Origin of the sequence: Psychrobacillus sp. NPDC093180 (assembly GCF_044754065.1) — a bacterium.
Classification (GTDB): Bacteria; Bacillota; Bacilli; order Bacillales_A; family Planococcaceae; genus Psychrobacillus.
This window is the reverse complement of record NZ_JBIVOJ010000001.1, coordinates 451,997-467,330: the sequence shown is the minus strand read 5'-3', so window position 1 is coordinate 467,330 and position 15,334 is coordinate 451,997. Positions and strand designations below refer to the sequence as shown.

Genomic DNA, 15,334 nt, shown 5'->3' with positions numbered 1-15,334 from the left:
CTGAAGTCACAAAAAAATGAAGACCCAATTAAAGGGTCTTCATACATTTCTTAATATTTTTTTCCGATCCTTCGCTAATTTTAATAGCTCTTTTGAATGTCGTAACGTTGTACTTGTAATTTCAGCACCAGACATCATGCGACTTAGTTCTTCAGCACGCTTATCACCTATTACTTCTTCTAATACGGTAAAAGTGCGATTGCCATTAACTTCTTTTTTAATCATTAAATGTTGGTCAGCCATCGCTGCGACCTGTGGCAAATGGGAAATACATAATACTTGGGAATTTGTAGCGATTCCTGCAATTTTTTCAGCGATTGCCTGTGCAACTCTCCCACTTACTCCAGTATCCACTTCATCAAATATGATCGACGTTATACCTTGATGTTTTGAGAAAATACTTTTCAAAGCAAGCATCATTCGGGATAGCTCGCCGCCTGATGCAATTTTAGTTAATGCTTTTAATGGTTCTCCTACATTTGTGGAAATATAAAAAGACAATTCATCTAATCCATTTTCATTATAAGCCATTTTCTCTGGTTCATGAAACATAACCGAAAAGGTAGCCTTTTCCATATAAAGCTCCTGTAATTGTTCCATTATTGCTTTGCTTAACTGTTTCGCTGCTACTTTTCGCTTCTCTGTTAAATCAGTTGCTTCTAGTTCTAAGTCTTTTTCGATTTGATTAATTTTTTCGGCCATTTTTTGTATTTGTTCATCTCTATTTACAAGTTGTCCTAAACTAAACTCGATTTTATCTTTGTATTGTAAAATTTCTTCTACGGAAGATCCATATTTTCTTTTTAAAGTTTGGATTAAGGCTAACCGATCTTCTACATGTTGTAATTGATTGCTATCGTATTCCATTTCATCTAATTCATTTTTTAATTGGTATGCAGCTTCTTGTAACATATAAAATGCGGTTGATACATTTTCACTTAAGTCATGCATGTTTTTATCGACATCCGCTATATCCTGTAATTCAGCCATTGCTGTACCGATATAATCTAACCCTCTCGACTCGGCTAAAATGGCTTCGTAAGCATTCCCCATTTTATCGAAGACTTTATGGAAATTTTGTAGCTTCTTTTTTTCTTCCTGAAGCAGTTCTTCCTCTCCGACAACTAGACCAGCTTCTTCGATTTCGTCCACTTGAAAAGTATATAGATCTATTTTATGGGCAATTTGCTGTTCATTTTCCGTTAAAGTGGCAAGTTCTTTTTTCCATTTTTTATATTTCGTAAATAATTCTTTATACGATTCTTTTACTAGTTTTAAATTTTCTCCGGCAAATTGATCCAACAAATGGATATGCGCTTTGTCATCCATCAACTCCTGGCTTTCATGTTGCCCATGAATATCGATCAAGGAAGCGCCAATCTCTCTTAGAATGCCTATTGTGACAAGTTTCCCATTTACTCGACAAACACTTTTACCAGAATCATTAATATCTCTTCTTAAAATAATCGACTCTTCGTCTATTTCAATTCCGACATCCAACATTTTTTTGAATACACCATGTTTTGGGTTAGAAATGATAAACAATCCTTCTAATTCTGCTTTTTTTGCTCCATGGCGTATAAATTCTTGAGAGCCTCTTCCACCACATAATAAATGAACGGCATCAATAATTATAGATTTACCTGCCCCTGTCTCTCCGGTTAAGACGGTTAGTCCTTCTTCAAAACTAACCGTTAGTTCATCAATAATCGCAAAGTTTTTTATGGATATTTCCTTTAACAACTGTCCACACCTCTTTTTATCGATTAGGCGTTACCGCAAGGACACAACGTCCTTAGAGAAGCTCTACTAATAAACATTCAGTATTTGCTTGGCTATGTTATAGCATCTCCAGTAGTCTGCTTTTAACGATTTCACTATCCGCTTCTTCTCTGCATAAGATTAAGCAAGTATCGTCCCCACAAATTGTTCCAAGTATTTCTGTCCAATCTAAATAATCAATTAACGAACCAATTGCATGTGCATTTCCCGGTAACGTCTTCATGACTAGAAAATGGCTTGCCCCATCAATACTAACAAAAGCATCTGTTAATGCACGACGCAATTTTTGTGTCGGATTAAATCGTTGATCTGCAGGTAAGCTGTATTTATAACTACCGTTCGGAAGTGGCACTTTTACTAAATGTAATTCTTTTATATCTCTAGAAACAGTAGCTTGTGTTACGTTGTATCCTGTATTTTTTAAAAAATCGACTAAATCGTCTTGTGTCTCAATTTCGTTATTGGCAATAATATCACGAATTCGTATATGCCTTTGTCCTTTATTCAAATAAGTCACCTCATTGTATATTTATTCGGATTAACAGGGAATAATATTCTCACCACGACTTTTGTGAAAGAAAATATACTAAATAGTCGGGGAAAAATCACCTATGCATCCCCGATTGTTTGGATCAATAGAATGTTGGTCACTCAGGCATTTCCTCACAACACGATGTTAAGGCCTGAGTCAATCTAAGCATCTGGGAGAGAAAAATCTCCGTTGATGGAAGCTTCCATTTATATTAGTTACTTTATACATTAGCACTTCACCTTAAAAGTCACAAGAAAAAACGCGACTCTCGTGTAGAGCCGCGAATTATTTCAACGAATTATGTGCAACATGGACGAGCTTTGTAAAATCTATATCGTGAGGAATAACTTGTCCCTCATCTACGCTTATTAAATGAAAAAGAAACTCGATATTTCCTTCCCCACCGGTTATCGGTGAAAATGAAGCATTTTTCAATTGGAAATTTTGTGTTTCTGCGAAGCTCGCAATTTCATTCAATACATCTACATGTACTGCCGGATCTCTAACAATACCTTTTTTTCCAACTCGTTCCTTCCCCGCTTCAAACTGCGGCTTAACAAGGGCTATTACGTCCCCGTTTGGAACCAGAATTGTTTTTAAAGTTGGAAAGATTAATTTCAAAGAAATGAAAGATACGTCAATAGAAGCAAACGAAGGTAAACCTTCTTTAAAATCAGCTGGAGTCGAATATCTAAAATTCGTTTTCTCCATGACCGTTACACGAGAATCTTGACGAATTTTCCATGCTAATTGGTTGCTTCCTACATCTAGTGCATATGCATGCTTAACACCATTTTGTAGCCCACAGTCTGTGAATCCACCAGTAGAGGAACCGATATCTAACATGATCTTGTCTTGAACGGTAAGATCGAATTGCTCTAACGCCTTCTCAAGCTTTAGACCGCCTCTGCTTACATATTTCAATACTTGACCCTTAACGGTTAGTATAGAATCGATTCCTATTTTTTCTCCTGGTTTATCTACGCGTTCTTCTTTGATGTATACAAGTCCCGCCATAATCGCGCGTTTTGCTTTTTCTCTCGTATCGAACAAACCTTGTTCCACTAATAGTATGTCTACACGCTCTTTCGGTACTTTTGTCATGACGAAATATACCTTGAACTTTCAGTTACAGAAGTTTTCACTAGTTTTACAATATCTTCTGTCGTAATATGAATTTCCTCTAATAATTGATCGACATCTCCATGTTCAATAAATACGTCCGGAATACCAATGCGTTTAACATTTGCTTGCAAATGTTGCTCGTTGTAAAACTCTAGAACGGCACTTCCAAAACCACCTTGAAGCGCACTTTCCTCCACAGTAATAATAGGAATATTACGTTCCTGCAAGTTCACTAGCATCTGTTCATCCAGTGGCTTAATAAAACGAGCATTCACGACTTCGACAGATATATTTGCTTCTGCCAGTTGTTCTGCAGCTTTCATCGCCATTGGGATTGTCGTACCAAACGTTAAGATAACAGCTTGTGTACCCTCTTTTAATACTTCCCATGAACCAATTGGAATCGTTTTTAAATTTTCGTCCATTGGTACACCTAGGCCATTTCCTCTTGGATAACGTATAGCGATTGGACCATCCTCATATTCAAATGCTGTTTTTACCATATGTTGACCTTCATTTTCATCTTTTGGCATCATAATAACCATATTAGGCATATGACGTAAAAACGAAATATCGTATATTCCTTGATGCGTTTCACCATCTGCTCCAACTAACCCCGAGCGATCGATACCGATTACAACGTTCAAGTTTTGGCGACAAATATCATGAAGCACTTGATCATACGCTCTTTGTAGAAATGTTGAATAAATAACTAAAAAAGGTTTCATCCCATCTGCAGCCATTCCAGCTGCCATTGTGGTTGCATGCTGTTCCGCAATTCCCACATCAAACATGCGATTCGGGAACTCAGAAGCAAATCCTTCTAATTTAGAACCGACAGGCATAGCAGGTGTAATTGCTACGATTCGCTTATCAGTACGTGCAAGTTTCCTCGCAGTTTCCGCAATTAGTCCGCTCCAAGAAGGTGCATTAGTTGCAGATTTTACAAAAGCACCTGTTTCTGTTTTATAAGGACCAGTTCCGTGCCAAGTACCAATCTTATCTTGCTCAGCAGGTTTATATCCTTTTCCTTTTTTGGTGATAACATGAAGGAGAACAGGACCTTTCATTTTCTTTGCATTTTTTAAATTTTCTTCTAACGCTTCGAAACTATGCCCATCAATTGGACCTAAATACGTGAAGCCTAATTCTTCAAAAAATACACCGGATACAAGCAAGTATTTCAAACTGTCTTTTACTCGCTCAGCTGTTCCTGCAAGTTTCCCGCCAACTGCTGGAATCTTTTTCAGCAAATATTCTAACTCATCTTTAGCTTTATTGTACTTACCATGGGTACGTAGTTTTCCTAACACATTATGCAATGCGCCTACATTCGGAGCGATTGACATTTCGTTATCATTTAAGATGACGATCATATCCGTTTTTTCGTGACCAATATGATTGAGTGCTTCTAATGCCATTCCGCCTGTTAACGCTCCGTCTCCAATAATTGGTACGACAAAATTCTTTTTGTTTTGTAAATCACGCGCTTTTGCCATTCCCATTGCGGCAGATAGTGATGTGGAGCTATGTCCTGCCTCCCATACATCATGCTCACTTTCAATTCTTTTAGGAAAGCCACAAAGCCCTTTAAATTGACGTAGCGTATCAAACTGATTTGCTCGCCCTGTTAATATTTTGTGCACATATGCTTGATGTCCAACATCCCACAGAAATTTATCTTCTGGACTATTAAACGCCTTATGAAGTGCAATTGTCAATTCTACAACACCTAAATTGGGTCCAATATGACCACCCGTTACAGATAATTTCTCTATTAGAAACGATCGAATATCTTCACTTAATTCCTTTAATTGTTCATTATCTAAACTTTTTAAAAAGGATGGGCTAGAAATTGAAGTTAAATCCATTGCCATCACACACCTTCTTTTAAGATTTCCTTCTTTACAACTAGTTAATATAATATCAATAAATCCCATTAAAACAAAGTTATACGCTGTCAGTTCGATCTTTTCGTAATATAATTGGCAAATTCTACAAGAATACCATTATGCATATTTACTTGTTCTAATGCAATGATTGCTGACTCATATTGTTTTTGCAACTGCTCTTTCGCACCGATGAGCGTTAAAATTGAAGGATATGTATTTTTTTCACTTAATACATCTTTCCCCGCAGTTTTTCCAAGTTGCTCTGAGGTTCCTTCGATATCTAAAATATCATCTTGAATTTGAAAAGCCAAGCCAATATGGAAAGCATAGGTTTGTAATGCTTTCATAATTTCTTCAGAAGCATTGGCAATAATACCACCAGCTAATATGCTGAAGGATAAAAGGGCCCCTGTTTTATTTATATGAACTTTTTCTAGTTCCTCAAGCGTTAACGATTTTCCTTCACCTAATATATCTAGCACTTGCCCACCAACCATGCCTTCCGCTCCCGCTGCATAGCTTAGTCGTTCGATCAAGTCTATTTTCTGGCTTGCAGTTAATTCAGGAAGTCGAGCCAGTATTCCAAACGCAAGTGTCAGAAGTCCATCTCCAGCTAAAATAGCGAGTGCTTCTCCAAATACTACATGATTCGTTGGTTTACCTCTTCGTAGATCATCATCATCCATTGCTGGAAGATCATCATGAATAAGGGAATACGTATGAATCATTTCTATCGTACTAGCAACAGTAGCAGCAACTTCACTTGTTGTATTCAGTTCTTCTAATACAGCAAGTGTATAGAGTGGTCTAATTCTTTTTCCACCTGCTTGAAGTGAATAAACCATTGCTTCTTTTAATTTTTCAGGGGCATGTATCTCTTGTATTAATGTAGATAGCTTTTGTTCGATAATTGGCTGATTGTTTTGGATGAATGCTTGTAATCCATTACTCATTTTCTTTACCAGCTTCCTCTGTCGTTTCTCCCATGAAAGAGACAAGTTGCTTTTCTGCACTTTGTAGTTTTTCACTACAAAGCTTGGATAGCTCCATGCCTTTTTGATACAATTCTATAGCGTTTTCTAATGGAACATCTCCTTGTTCTAATTGACGCACAATATTCTCTAGTTGTAGCATAGCTTCATCAAATGGAATTTCTTTTTTAGTCATAAAAATTAGTCCCCTCTCTCATTTCTATCTACTTCTTGAATAATCGCTTCGAGTCGGCCGTCTGATAAAGTAACAATGATGGAATCACCTTGCTGTACATCAGCCACTGATTTTACTAACTTACCGTTTTTATACGTAATGCTATATCCACGGTCCATTATTTTTAGTGGATTTAATGCTTCTAACGTACGAATAGAGGAGATAAATTGATGCCGATTTTTTTCAAATGTTGATATAGCTACTTGATTTAGTTGGTTTGTAATTGTTTGTATAGATCTTTGATGTTGGTCTATCACTTTCTGAGGTGAAAGTTGGGTAAATCTATTCTGTATTTGCGTGAAAGAACGATTTTTATCTTTATATAAACGACTTGTTTCTCTTTGTAGTTGTTGCTCTACACGTACATATCTCTCTATAAAAGGACGATATAACTTTTCGGGAGTTGCAAGCACAGGCGATTCCATTGCTCGTTTGTATCTATTTTTCTCATCTGCTAATTTTTTTGTTATGAAATGTAAGTAGGCAGATTGATAGGATAAAACATTTTTCATCAAGTTTTCTTTACTTGGAACAGCCATCTCTGCAGCTGCTGTTGGGGTTGGAGCACGTAAATCAGAGACAAAGTCTGCAATCGTTGTATCTGTTTCATGGCCCACTGCGCTAATAATCGGTATATCACTTTTTGCAATGGCTCTAGCCACTACTTCCTCATTGAATGCCCATAAATCCTCAATGGATCCCCCGCCTCGTCCCACAATGAGAACATCTATCGATTGTAGACTATTTGCTTGTTCAATAGATTTTACAATCGACGGGGCTGCTTGAGGGCCTTGAACAATACTCGGAAACACTATTACTTCGCTAAGCGGATATCTACGTTCTAAAGTTGTTAAAATATCTCGAATTGCAGCTCCGGTTTTCGACGTAACTACTCCAATTTTTTTAGGGAAACTAGGAATTGGCTTTTTACGACTTGGATGAAACAATCCTTCTTTTTCTAATTTCTTTTTTAATTGTTCAAACGCAAGGAAAAGTTCTCCAATGCCGTCCGGTTGCATACTGGATGCGTAGAGCTGATATTGCCCTGCCGCTTCAAAGACGTTGATATCACCGCGAATAAGTACATTCATGCCACTTTCAGGAATGAACTTGAGGGCCCTTGCATTCATCGCAAACATGACAGAAGTGACTCTTGCAGCATCATCTTTCAATGTAAAATAAATATGTCCGCTTGAATGGACTTTCACATTGGAAAGCTCTCCCTTTACATACACATCACGCAAGTGTGTATCTGCATCGAATTTTCTTTTTATGTATTTAGTTAATGCTTTTACCGTTAAGTATGTATGTGATGTCACGAACGAAACAACTCCTCAGACTTTCCACAATGTAAAAGCTGTCTTTCTGTAGAAAAACAGCTTTCCTTAGTATTAGTTGATTAGGGTATTTTCAGCCGATAAGCATGTATTTTCCATAAGCATAGCAATTGTCATTGGTCCCACTCCACCAGGAACTGGCGTGATTTTAGATGCTACTTCCTGTGCTGATGCAAAATCAACATCGCCACAAAGCTTGTTATTTTCATCACGATTAATACCTACATCAATAACAACTGCGCCTTCTTTTATATAGCTTGAGTCAATCATTTTCGCACGCCCAGTAGCCACCACTAAAATATCCGCTTGTTTTGTAAATGTATGTAAATCTTTCGTTTTGGAATGGCAATAGGTTACGGTTGCATCTTTTTGTAACAGCAATTGTCCCATCGGTTTGCCTACAATATTACTTCTCCCAATAATAACTGCATGTTTTCCTGCTATTTCCACATCACTGTATTCTAACAATTTCATAATGCCAAATGGTGTACAAGAAAGGAAAGTTGGTTGACCAATCATCATTTTACCAACACTTTCAGGATGAAAGCCGTCCACATCTTTAAGAGGAGAAATTGCTGCAATTACACGGTCTTCGTCTATTTGTTTAGGTAAAGGTAACTGCACTAAAATACCGTGAATTTTTGGATCATTATTTAATGTTTCGACATGTTTTAGAAGCTCCTCTTCTGAGATTGTCTCTTCTAATTCAATCATGACAGAATACATACCTAATCTTTCACATGTTTTTGTTTTGTTGTTAACGTAAGTTTGAGAAGCTGGATTATTCCCAACTAACACAACTGCTAAACCAGGTGTGACACCTTGAGCCTTTAAATTTTCCACACGTTCTTTTACTTTTTCTGTTACTTTACCTGCGATTTGTTTTCCATCAATTATATGATTAGTCACGATAAATGCTCCTTCATTGTAAAAAAATTATTGCTCTGTATATTTGGATAAAACGCCATTTACAAAACGACTAGATTTTTCATCGCCGAATACTTTGCAAATCTCTAAAGCTTCGTTAATAACTACTTTCGCTGGTGTGTCTTCCGTAAACAATAATTCATATACCGCAATACGAAGAACTGTTCGTTCTATTTTAGGTAATCTAGCGAGTGACCAGTTTTCTAACTTGTCTACTAAAGAAGCGTCTATCTCTTCTTTATGATCTATCGTTCCTCTAACTAATTGAGTTAAAAATGGGTCTTGTTTTTCCGTAACATGGCCAATTGCCTCTCCTATGGAAATCTCATGATTGTCTAACTGAAATAGTGCTTGCAATGCTAGCTCTCTTGCTTGTCTTCGTTTCATAAATAAGTTCTCCTTTAAATGTAGCTATCTAAAGAACAATAATAGCATATTTCCCTCCACAATGCGTAGGAGAAGAAAGAAAAAATGAAAAGAGCCACCCTCGGGATGACTCTTTTCCTATTATTCTGCTGTTTCGAATTGCACACCGGTAATATGAACGTTCACTTCTTTAGGAGTAAGACTTGTCATATTCTCGATTGCTTGACGAATTTGGGATTGCACTTCTCTTGCAACAACTGGAACAGAAGCACCGTATTTAACTAAACAATACACATCGATAAACAATCCATCGTTTGTGATTTCTGTTTTAATCCCTTTTCCATGGACTTTTTTTCCTAGCCGTTCTACGACACCGGCAGCAAAGTTTCCGCGAGTTCCGGCAATTCCTTCCACTTCATTCGTTGCAATACCCGCAATTACAGTAATTACTTCAGGAGCAATTTCAATTGTCCCTAAGTTTTCTTTTCCTTCAGGAGTCATTTGAACAAATTTTTGTTCGTTATTTTCTGTCATTTAGAACACTCCTTTTATGAATTCATCACATCGTATTTTTCTAAAAACTTCGTATCAAAATCTCCAGATACAAACACTTCATGATTCATCAGTTTTTCATGAAAAGCAATGGTTGTTTCCACGCCTTCTATTGCAAACTCGGATAGTGCACGCTTCATCTTTGCGATAGCTTCCTCACGTGTTTCTCCGTAAGTAATTAGCTTAGCTACCATGGAATCATAAAACGGTGGAATGCTATAACCTGGGTAAACAGCCGAGTCTACACGTACGCCTAGCCCACCTGGAGGCAAGTAAAACTCAACTAATCCAGGGGATGGCATAAAGTTTTTGGCAGGATTTTCTGCGTTGATACGGCATTCCATTGCCCATCCGTTCAGTTTAATATCTTCTTGTTTAAATGCTAATTTTTCACCTGAAGCAACTAATAGCATTTGTTTGATCAAATCGATTCCAGTAATCATTTCTGTAACCGGATGTTCTACTTGGATACGGGTATTCATTTCCATGAAGTAGAATTTTTGATGGATATGATCAAATATGAACTCTACAGTACCGGCACTTTCATAACCAACTGCAAGTGCTGCTTTTACAGCTGCTTCTCCCATTTCAGCACGAAGCTCTGGTGATAATGCTGGAGATGGCGCTTCTTCTACCAGTTTTTGCATACGACGTTGAACAGAGCAATCTCGTTCTCCAAGATGGATAGCGTGGCCGTGTCCGTCTGCAAGTACTTGAATTTCCACATGACGGAATACTTCAATGTATTTTTCTAAGTATACGCCTGGATTGCCAAATGCAGCAGCAGCTTCTTTTTGCGTAATTTTAATGCCTTTAATAAGATCTTCTTCGTCTTTTGCAACGCGAATTCCTTTACCACCACCACCAGCAGTTGCTTTGATAATGACTGGAAATCCGATTTCTCTTGCAACATTAAGTGCATCCTCTTCCGTTTCTACAATCCCTTTTGATCCTGGAACTGTTGGAACACCTGCTTTTTGCATCGTTTCTTTTGCAACGTCTTTAATACCCATACTTCTAATCGCTTGAGATGTCGGCCCGATAAATTTAATATCGCATTCCTCACATAGCTCCGCGAATTCTGCATTTTCAGCTAAAAATCCATAACCAGGGTGAATACCTTCACACCCAGTTAGTTTTGCTACGCTAATAATATTTGAAAAGTTTAAATACGAATCTTTTGATAATCTTGGTCCAATACAATACGCCTCATCCGCAATTTGGACATGAAGGGCTTCACGATCTGCTTCTGAGTAAACTGCAACCGTTTCAATCCCTAACTCCTTGCACGCACGTATAATTCGAACCGCAATTTCACCACGATTGGCGATTAATACTTTTTTCATTCTTTATGCCCCTTTCCTCGTCTACTGTTTTCTTAATTTCCTTTTACGAGGAACAACGGTTGACCATATTCAACTAATTGTCCGTCTTTCACAAGAATTTCTACGATTTCGCCTTCTACTTCGGCTTCAATTTCGTTGAATAGTTTCATTGCCTCTACAATACAAACGATGGAATCTGCATTTATTTTACTGCCAACTTGTACGTATGCATCCGTATCCGGAGAAGAAGATTGATAAAAAGTACCGACCATTGGGGAAGTAATTTTATGTAACGAGCTTTCTTCTACAACAGGTTTTGCTTCTGTCACAATTACCTCTTCCTTGATTTCGCTTACTGGTTCAGCCTTAACTTCTACCATTTTCGGTTCTTCCACTACAGAAGAGCTTTCAAATGATTGTCCACCTGTAGAGATTATACCTTTATCATTCTTCTTTAGTTTAATTTTTGTACCATCTGATTCATATAAAAATTCGTCTAATGAAGATTGATCAATCAATTTAATAATTTCTCTAATTTCTTGGATTTTCATGTGACTTGTCTCCCTTTTATATACATTATTAATACTTACTCTACCCATTTTAGACGTTTTTACGACAATTTGAAATAGCTACGGCGGAAATCTTCACGAAAGAATGAAAAAAAGCGCCCGCTAGAGGCACTTTTTTTATCATAAACCGTTGAATTTAACTTCCACATTGTAAGCTTGTGGCCATTCTCTTTTTACAGCATAAATAATATCTGATGCTTTTTTAGTAGATTGTTCGCTCGCCACAACATCTATTAATACATCATTATCTTCGATTCGAACAAGCGCATCGTCATATCCTAACGATTTAATAATTAGCTCCAACATCGCTTCTGTGGAATCAACCTTAACTAATTCTTCAATTTTGTTAAACGCTTCATCTTTTTGTTCTGCAGTAAATTCATTCGAACCGACTTTTGTCTCTAATTGTGCACGAAGTTGGCTACGTTGTTCCTGTACTTCCATTCTCATCTCTTCGAATGCATTATTACTAGAGGCAAATGATTCTTCGTTCGTAGATGATGTTTCTACTAATTCCACGTCATCTAATGTGTCATTGGAAAAAAGAGCGATTCCATCAAAAGGCGATGGTCGATCTGATAAGTAGAAAACCGTCACTACCGCTGCTAAACTGATTAAAGTTAAAAACCAAACTGATCTCTTTTTTATATTCATATTATTTATCCTCCATTTCCATTTCTTGTATCACAATTCGATGTGGAGCTATTTGCAAAACAGATGAAAGGGTCTTAATCAAATTATTTTGTACGCGTTTATCCCTCGCTCCTTCCGCTACTACTAGTATTCCAATCAGTTCTTCCTTGTCCCCCCTACTGTCACTTGTCCACTGGAAAAATGATACCTCGCTTTCCGTTGATTTTTCAGTGTTCTCTTTGTAATGAAAATAAACTTCCACGCGACCAACCCCATTGATTTTCTCCAATATGTAGCCTAAATCTTCTGTTGTTTTGGGAGCTAGTTTTGTTTCTTGTTCGTTGCTTTCATCATTCCAAAGGAACATTTCTGAAAAAAGTAGACTGATAATGAGAACAGCAATACTTATGACAACAAAACGAAAAGTGGGCTTTTGTTTAATTGATATAATGTTCACCCTTCTTTTCATGATGGTTACAATACTTTATGCAAGACAAACTATTTATATGAAGAGAAAGGACAAGATCCAGAAGATTATCGCAATTTTTACGAGAAAGTCTATCTTTTCACTGCCCGAACCTTCAAGTAATATCGTTAAAAGTTCACCGACAACGACAATCAGTAGCAATCCAAACAAGAAATTGTTAACGATTTTTCTTATCCTTTCACACTTATGAGTAATTTTGCAAAAAGCATCGTTAGAATAATGGTAAAAAAGAAAGCAAATGCGATTAATACTGAAATCACAGACAACACAAACAATGTTCTACCAATATCGTCTAGTAAACCACTAATATCACCGTCGATAAAAGGATCGAGAATCGCTCCCAATAATCGGTATAAAAAAGCAATTAGTATCGTCTGGATAGTCGGTATCGATACAAGGACTAGTACAGAAAACAGTACTGCGTTGCCTGTAACAACCGAAGCTGAAGATGAGTAACTTTTCATCGTACTAATACTTTCTGTTAAAAGAGAACCAACAAAGGGAATATTATTGGCGATTAGTCTTTTTGCCGATTCGTTAACCGCCCCACTGACAGACCATGTAAATACACCGTTAACGGTCATAAAAAAACTATATAAAAGTAAGATAATAGAGGTAGTCCCAACTAGAGTCATCCGAATGAGATCGGACATTTTTGAAAACGAAGTAGCTGGATGTATTCTAGTTATTACATCAAATATGAATGCCGCCATAATGGAGGGAATTAATACTTTTTCAGCTAATACGGTCGTAAAAGAAGCAAACACCATAACCATTGGATTCCACAAGGTGATTAGTAACGCGCCACCAGATAAAGCTATTCCTGCCGTTAGTAATGGATACATCCCTAAAAACAAGGTTACTAATTGGTTGGAGAGCGCTTGGATCATATCTAACGTTCGAATTGCAGGCTCTAAACAATAAAAACAAATAATCATGATAAACAAAAACTTTAATAACCGTTTACTAGATGGTATTAACCACTCTAAACATACAAATACCAATCCAAACAGTAAAATATACGTAAATGTTTGGATGACCTCTTTGACCGGCTGCATTAATGTCTGTAACATTTCATCCATCATTCATTGTTCATTCCTTCAAGTAAGTAATCCGAGTACGGAAAAAAACTTTTCGTAAAATTGCTTCATATGTTGCAGCCAAGCGAGAAGGATGATTGCTTTTGTAGTAAACGTAAGTATCGTTGCAAGGCTTGTATACTCATACTCCGAAAGAAGCTCTTCCACAATTTGAGTAATAAAAAGTAATAAGACCGAAAAAAGGAGTAATTTAAATACGGGTAGTAGGGCGACTGGAACTATGGAGAAATAGTGAGTTACAAACGGGATAATAAGGGAAATCACTAAATATGTTAAAAAAAGAAAGATATAAATAGTATAGATAATCGAATGTAAGCGTGGATACGTTTCTTTTACTAATTCCAGCAAGCAAAATGCAAGGATAATCGTCACATATACAATCATTGGCTAACTCGTCATAAGAAGCCATTCTAGAAATGTGGAAATTTCGTAAAAAAATAATCTTAATAAACGTAACAATTCGATTGTCATATATATATATCCAACAAAAAACAAGAAAAAAGCAAATTCTTTTTTACCAGTAGATTCAAAAAACAAGTGCAGAATCGCAATCAATAATCCTATACCCGCAACTCGAAGTACATCGTGAAGTTCCACAATGCCTCCCCCTTCCATACGAATAACATATGAACGGATATCCGAGAATATGAAAAAGATTATCGCAAATTAGGGGAAGCTCTATTAAACATTAGAGCAGCTAGTAGAACCATAAATTTCCTTTTACAACTAAAATGCGCTTTTTTACAACTAAACAGAGCAAAATTCCAACTAAACACTACAATATTCCAACTAAAGCTTTAAATTTTCCAACTAAACCTCTTGTGCGAACATAAAGTTCTGAACATCAGGCTTTTAATATGTGAAAACAACAAAAAAACGAGCCTTCTCTCGAAAAAATCGAGAAAAGACTCGCTATTTATAGTTTTATTTTAAGCTCTTGATACGTATGAACCTTCATCTGTGTTAATGATTAATCTATCCCCAACGTTGATGAAAAGTGGAACTGTTACTACTAAACCAGTTTCAAGTGTTGCTGTTTTAGATCCACCACCAGAAGTGTCTCCTTTAATACCTGGTTCTGTTTCTGTTACTTCTAATTCAACTGATTTTGGTAATTCTACTCCAAGAGTTTCACCTTGATATTGAATAATATGAATTTCCATATTTTCACGTAAATATTTTAATTCTTCTTCGATTTGGTTTTCATTTAACTCTAATTGCTCATATGAATCAGTGTCCATGAATACGTGTTGATCACCACTTGCATATAAGTATTGCATTTTTTTGTTATCAATTTGTGCTTTTTCTACTTTTTCTCCAGCACGGAATGTTTTTTCATTCACCGAACCATTACGTAAATTTCTTAATTTTGAACGAACGAATGCTGCACCTTTTCCTGGTTTTACATGTTGGAAATCCAATACTCGGTAAAGTACACCATCTACTACAATTGTTAAGCCTGTTTTAAAATCATTTACTGAAATCATCTATTTCCCTCCAA

General features: G+C 36.7%; 18 protein-coding genes. All 18 read right to left on the bottom strand.

Annotated features, from left to right (window positions below; translation table 11 throughout):
* Positions 1 to 39: 39 nt before the first annotated feature.
* Positions 40 to 1,743, bottom strand: a complete 1,704-nt coding sequence (recN, locus tag ACIP9W_RS02390; protein ID WP_400785614.1) for a DNA repair protein RecN — start codon at positions 1,741 to 1,743, stop codon at positions 40 to 42.
* A 97-nt stretch (positions 1,744 to 1,840) separates the two neighbouring features.
* Positions 1,841 to 2,290: a transcriptional regulator AhrC/ArgR gene (ahrC, locus tag ACIP9W_RS02385; RefSeq protein ID WP_142538503.1), complete on the bottom strand. Its 450-nt coding sequence runs from the start codon at positions 2,288 to 2,290 to the stop codon at positions 1,841 to 1,843.
* Positions 2,291 to 2,599: 309 nt separating this feature from the next.
* Complete coding sequence (locus tag ACIP9W_RS02380) at positions 2,600 to 3,418, bottom strand: TlyA family RNA methyltransferase (protein WP_400785612.1); 819 nt, start codon at positions 3,416 to 3,418, stop codon at positions 2,600 to 2,602.
* Complete coding sequence (dxs, locus tag ACIP9W_RS02375) at positions 3,415 to 5,310, bottom strand: 1-deoxy-D-xylulose-5-phosphate synthase (protein ID WP_400785610.1); 1,896 nt, start codon at positions 5,308 to 5,310, stop codon at positions 3,415 to 3,417. The genes ACIP9W_RS02380 and dxs overlap by 4 nt, the downstream gene beginning before the upstream one ends.
* A gap of 89 nt (positions 5,311 to 5,399) precedes the next feature.
* Positions 5,400 to 6,284, bottom strand: coding sequence for a polyprenyl synthetase family protein (locus tag ACIP9W_RS02370; protein WP_400785608.1), 885 nt, complete (start codon positions 6,282 to 6,284; stop codon positions 5,400 to 5,402).
* Positions 6,277 to 6,498: an exodeoxyribonuclease VII small subunit gene (xseB, locus tag ACIP9W_RS02365; protein ID WP_142538500.1), complete on the bottom strand. Its 222-nt coding sequence runs from the start codon at positions 6,496 to 6,498 to the stop codon at positions 6,277 to 6,279. The genes ACIP9W_RS02370 and xseB overlap by 8 nt, the downstream gene beginning before the upstream one ends.
* A 5-nt stretch (positions 6,499 to 6,503) precedes the next feature.
* Positions 6,504 to 7,856, bottom strand: a complete 1,353-nt coding sequence (gene xseA / locus ACIP9W_RS02360) for an exodeoxyribonuclease VII large subunit (RefSeq protein ID WP_400785606.1) — start codon at positions 7,854 to 7,856, stop codon at positions 6,504 to 6,506.
* Positions 7,857 to 7,928: 72 nt separating this feature from the next.
* Positions 7,929 to 8,783: a bifunctional methylenetetrahydrofolate dehydrogenase/methenyltetrahydrofolate cyclohydrolase FolD gene (gene folD, locus ACIP9W_RS02355; protein ID WP_400785604.1), complete on the bottom strand. Its 855-nt coding sequence runs from the start codon at positions 8,781 to 8,783 to the stop codon at positions 7,929 to 7,931.
* Between the two features lie 27 nt (positions 8,784 to 8,810).
* Positions 8,811 to 9,188, bottom strand: coding sequence for a transcription antitermination factor NusB (gene nusB / locus ACIP9W_RS02350; RefSeq protein ID WP_400785602.1), 378 nt, complete (start codon positions 9,186 to 9,188; stop codon positions 8,811 to 8,813).
* A gap of 120 nt (positions 9,189 to 9,308) precedes the next feature.
* Positions 9,309 to 9,701, bottom strand: a complete 393-nt coding sequence (locus tag ACIP9W_RS02345) for an Asp23/Gls24 family envelope stress response protein (protein WP_400785600.1) — start codon at positions 9,699 to 9,701, stop codon at positions 9,309 to 9,311.
* A gap of 14 nt (positions 9,702 to 9,715) precedes the next feature.
* Entirely contained in the window at positions 9,716 to 11,065 is a 1,350-nt protein-coding gene (accC, locus tag ACIP9W_RS02340) for an acetyl-CoA carboxylase biotin carboxylase subunit (RefSeq protein WP_282243293.1), read from the bottom strand.
* Positions 11,066 to 11,097: 32 nt separating this feature from the next.
* A complete protein-coding gene (accB, locus tag ACIP9W_RS02335) occupies positions 11,098 to 11,595 on the bottom strand; it encodes an acetyl-CoA carboxylase biotin carboxyl carrier protein (protein WP_400785598.1) in 498 nt (165 codons plus the stop codon).
* Positions 11,596 to 11,733: 138 nt separating this feature from the next.
* Complete coding sequence (locus ACIP9W_RS02330; protein WP_400785596.1) at positions 11,734 to 12,267, bottom strand: SpoIIIAH-like family protein; 534 nt, start codon at positions 12,265 to 12,267, stop codon at positions 11,734 to 11,736.
* A 1-nt stretch (position 12,268) separates the two neighbouring features.
* Positions 12,269 to 12,703, bottom strand: a complete 435-nt coding sequence (locus tag ACIP9W_RS02325; protein WP_400785594.1) for a hypothetical protein — start codon at positions 12,701 to 12,703, stop codon at positions 12,269 to 12,271.
* 200 nt (positions 12,704 to 12,903) lie between these two features.
* The gene (locus tag ACIP9W_RS02320; RefSeq protein WP_400785592.1) at positions 12,904 to 13,818 is read right to left on the bottom strand and encodes a stage III sporulation protein AE; all 915 of its coding nucleotides are present in this window, start codon (positions 13,816 to 13,818) and stop codon (positions 12,904 to 12,906) included.
* Between the two features lie 15 nt (positions 13,819 to 13,833).
* Positions 13,834 to 14,217, bottom strand: a complete 384-nt coding sequence (locus ACIP9W_RS02315) for a hypothetical protein (protein ID WP_400785590.1) — start codon at positions 14,215 to 14,217, stop codon at positions 13,834 to 13,836.
* 3 nt (positions 14,218 to 14,220) lie between these two features.
* On the bottom strand, positions 14,221 to 14,430 hold the full coding sequence (locus ACIP9W_RS02310) for a SpoIIIAC/SpoIIIAD family protein (RefSeq protein WP_093265786.1): 210 nt from the start codon (positions 14,428 to 14,430) through the stop codon (positions 14,221 to 14,223).
* A gap of 332 nt (positions 14,431 to 14,762) precedes the next feature.
* Complete coding sequence (gene efp / locus ACIP9W_RS02305; RefSeq protein WP_282243299.1) at positions 14,763 to 15,320, bottom strand: elongation factor P; 558 nt, start codon at positions 15,318 to 15,320, stop codon at positions 14,763 to 14,765.
* Between the last annotated feature and the right edge of the window lie 14 nt (positions 15,321 to 15,334).

Coding starts and splice junctions, on each gene's coding strand:
- ACIP9W_RS02380 (WP_400785612.1), bottom strand. CDS start 3,418: ATGACAAAAGTACCGAAAGAGCGTGTAGACATACTATTAGTGGAACAA.
- dxs (WP_400785610.1), bottom strand. CDS start 5,310: ATGGATTTAACTTCAATTTCTAGCCCATCCTTTTTAAAAAGTTTAGAT.
- ACIP9W_RS02370 (WP_400785608.1), bottom strand. CDS start 6,284: ATGAGTAATGGATTACAAGCATTCATCCAAAACAATCAGCCAATTATC.
- xseB (WP_142538500.1), bottom strand. CDS start 6,498: ATGACTAAAAAAGAAATTCCATTTGATGAAGCTATGCTACAACTAGAG.
- nusB (WP_400785602.1), bottom strand. CDS start 9,188: ATGAAACGAAGACAAGCAAGAGAGCTAGCATTGCAAGCACTATTTCAG.
- ACIP9W_RS02345 (WP_400785600.1), bottom strand. CDS start 9,701: ATGACAGAAAATAACGAACAAAAATTTGTTCAAATGACTCCTGAAGGA.
- accC (WP_282243293.1), bottom strand. CDS start 11,065: ATGAAAAAAGTATTAATCGCCAATCGTGGTGAAATTGCGGTTCGAATT.
- accB (WP_400785598.1), bottom strand. CDS start 11,595: ATGAAAATCCAAGAAATTAGAGAAATTATTAAATTGATTGATCAATCT.
- ACIP9W_RS02330 (WP_400785596.1), bottom strand. CDS start 12,267: ATGAATATAAAAAAGAGATCAGTTTGGTTTTTAACTTTAATCAGTTTA.
- ACIP9W_RS02320 (WP_400785592.1), bottom strand. CDS start 13,818: ATGATGGATGAAATGTTACAGACATTAATGCAGCCGGTCAAAGAGGTC.
- ACIP9W_RS02315 (WP_400785590.1), bottom strand. CDS start 14,217: ATGATTGTATATGTGACGATTATCCTTGCATTTTGCTTGCTGGAATTA.
- efp (WP_282243299.1), bottom strand. CDS start 15,320: ATGATTTCAGTAAATGATTTTAAAACAGGCTTAACAATTGTAGTAGAT.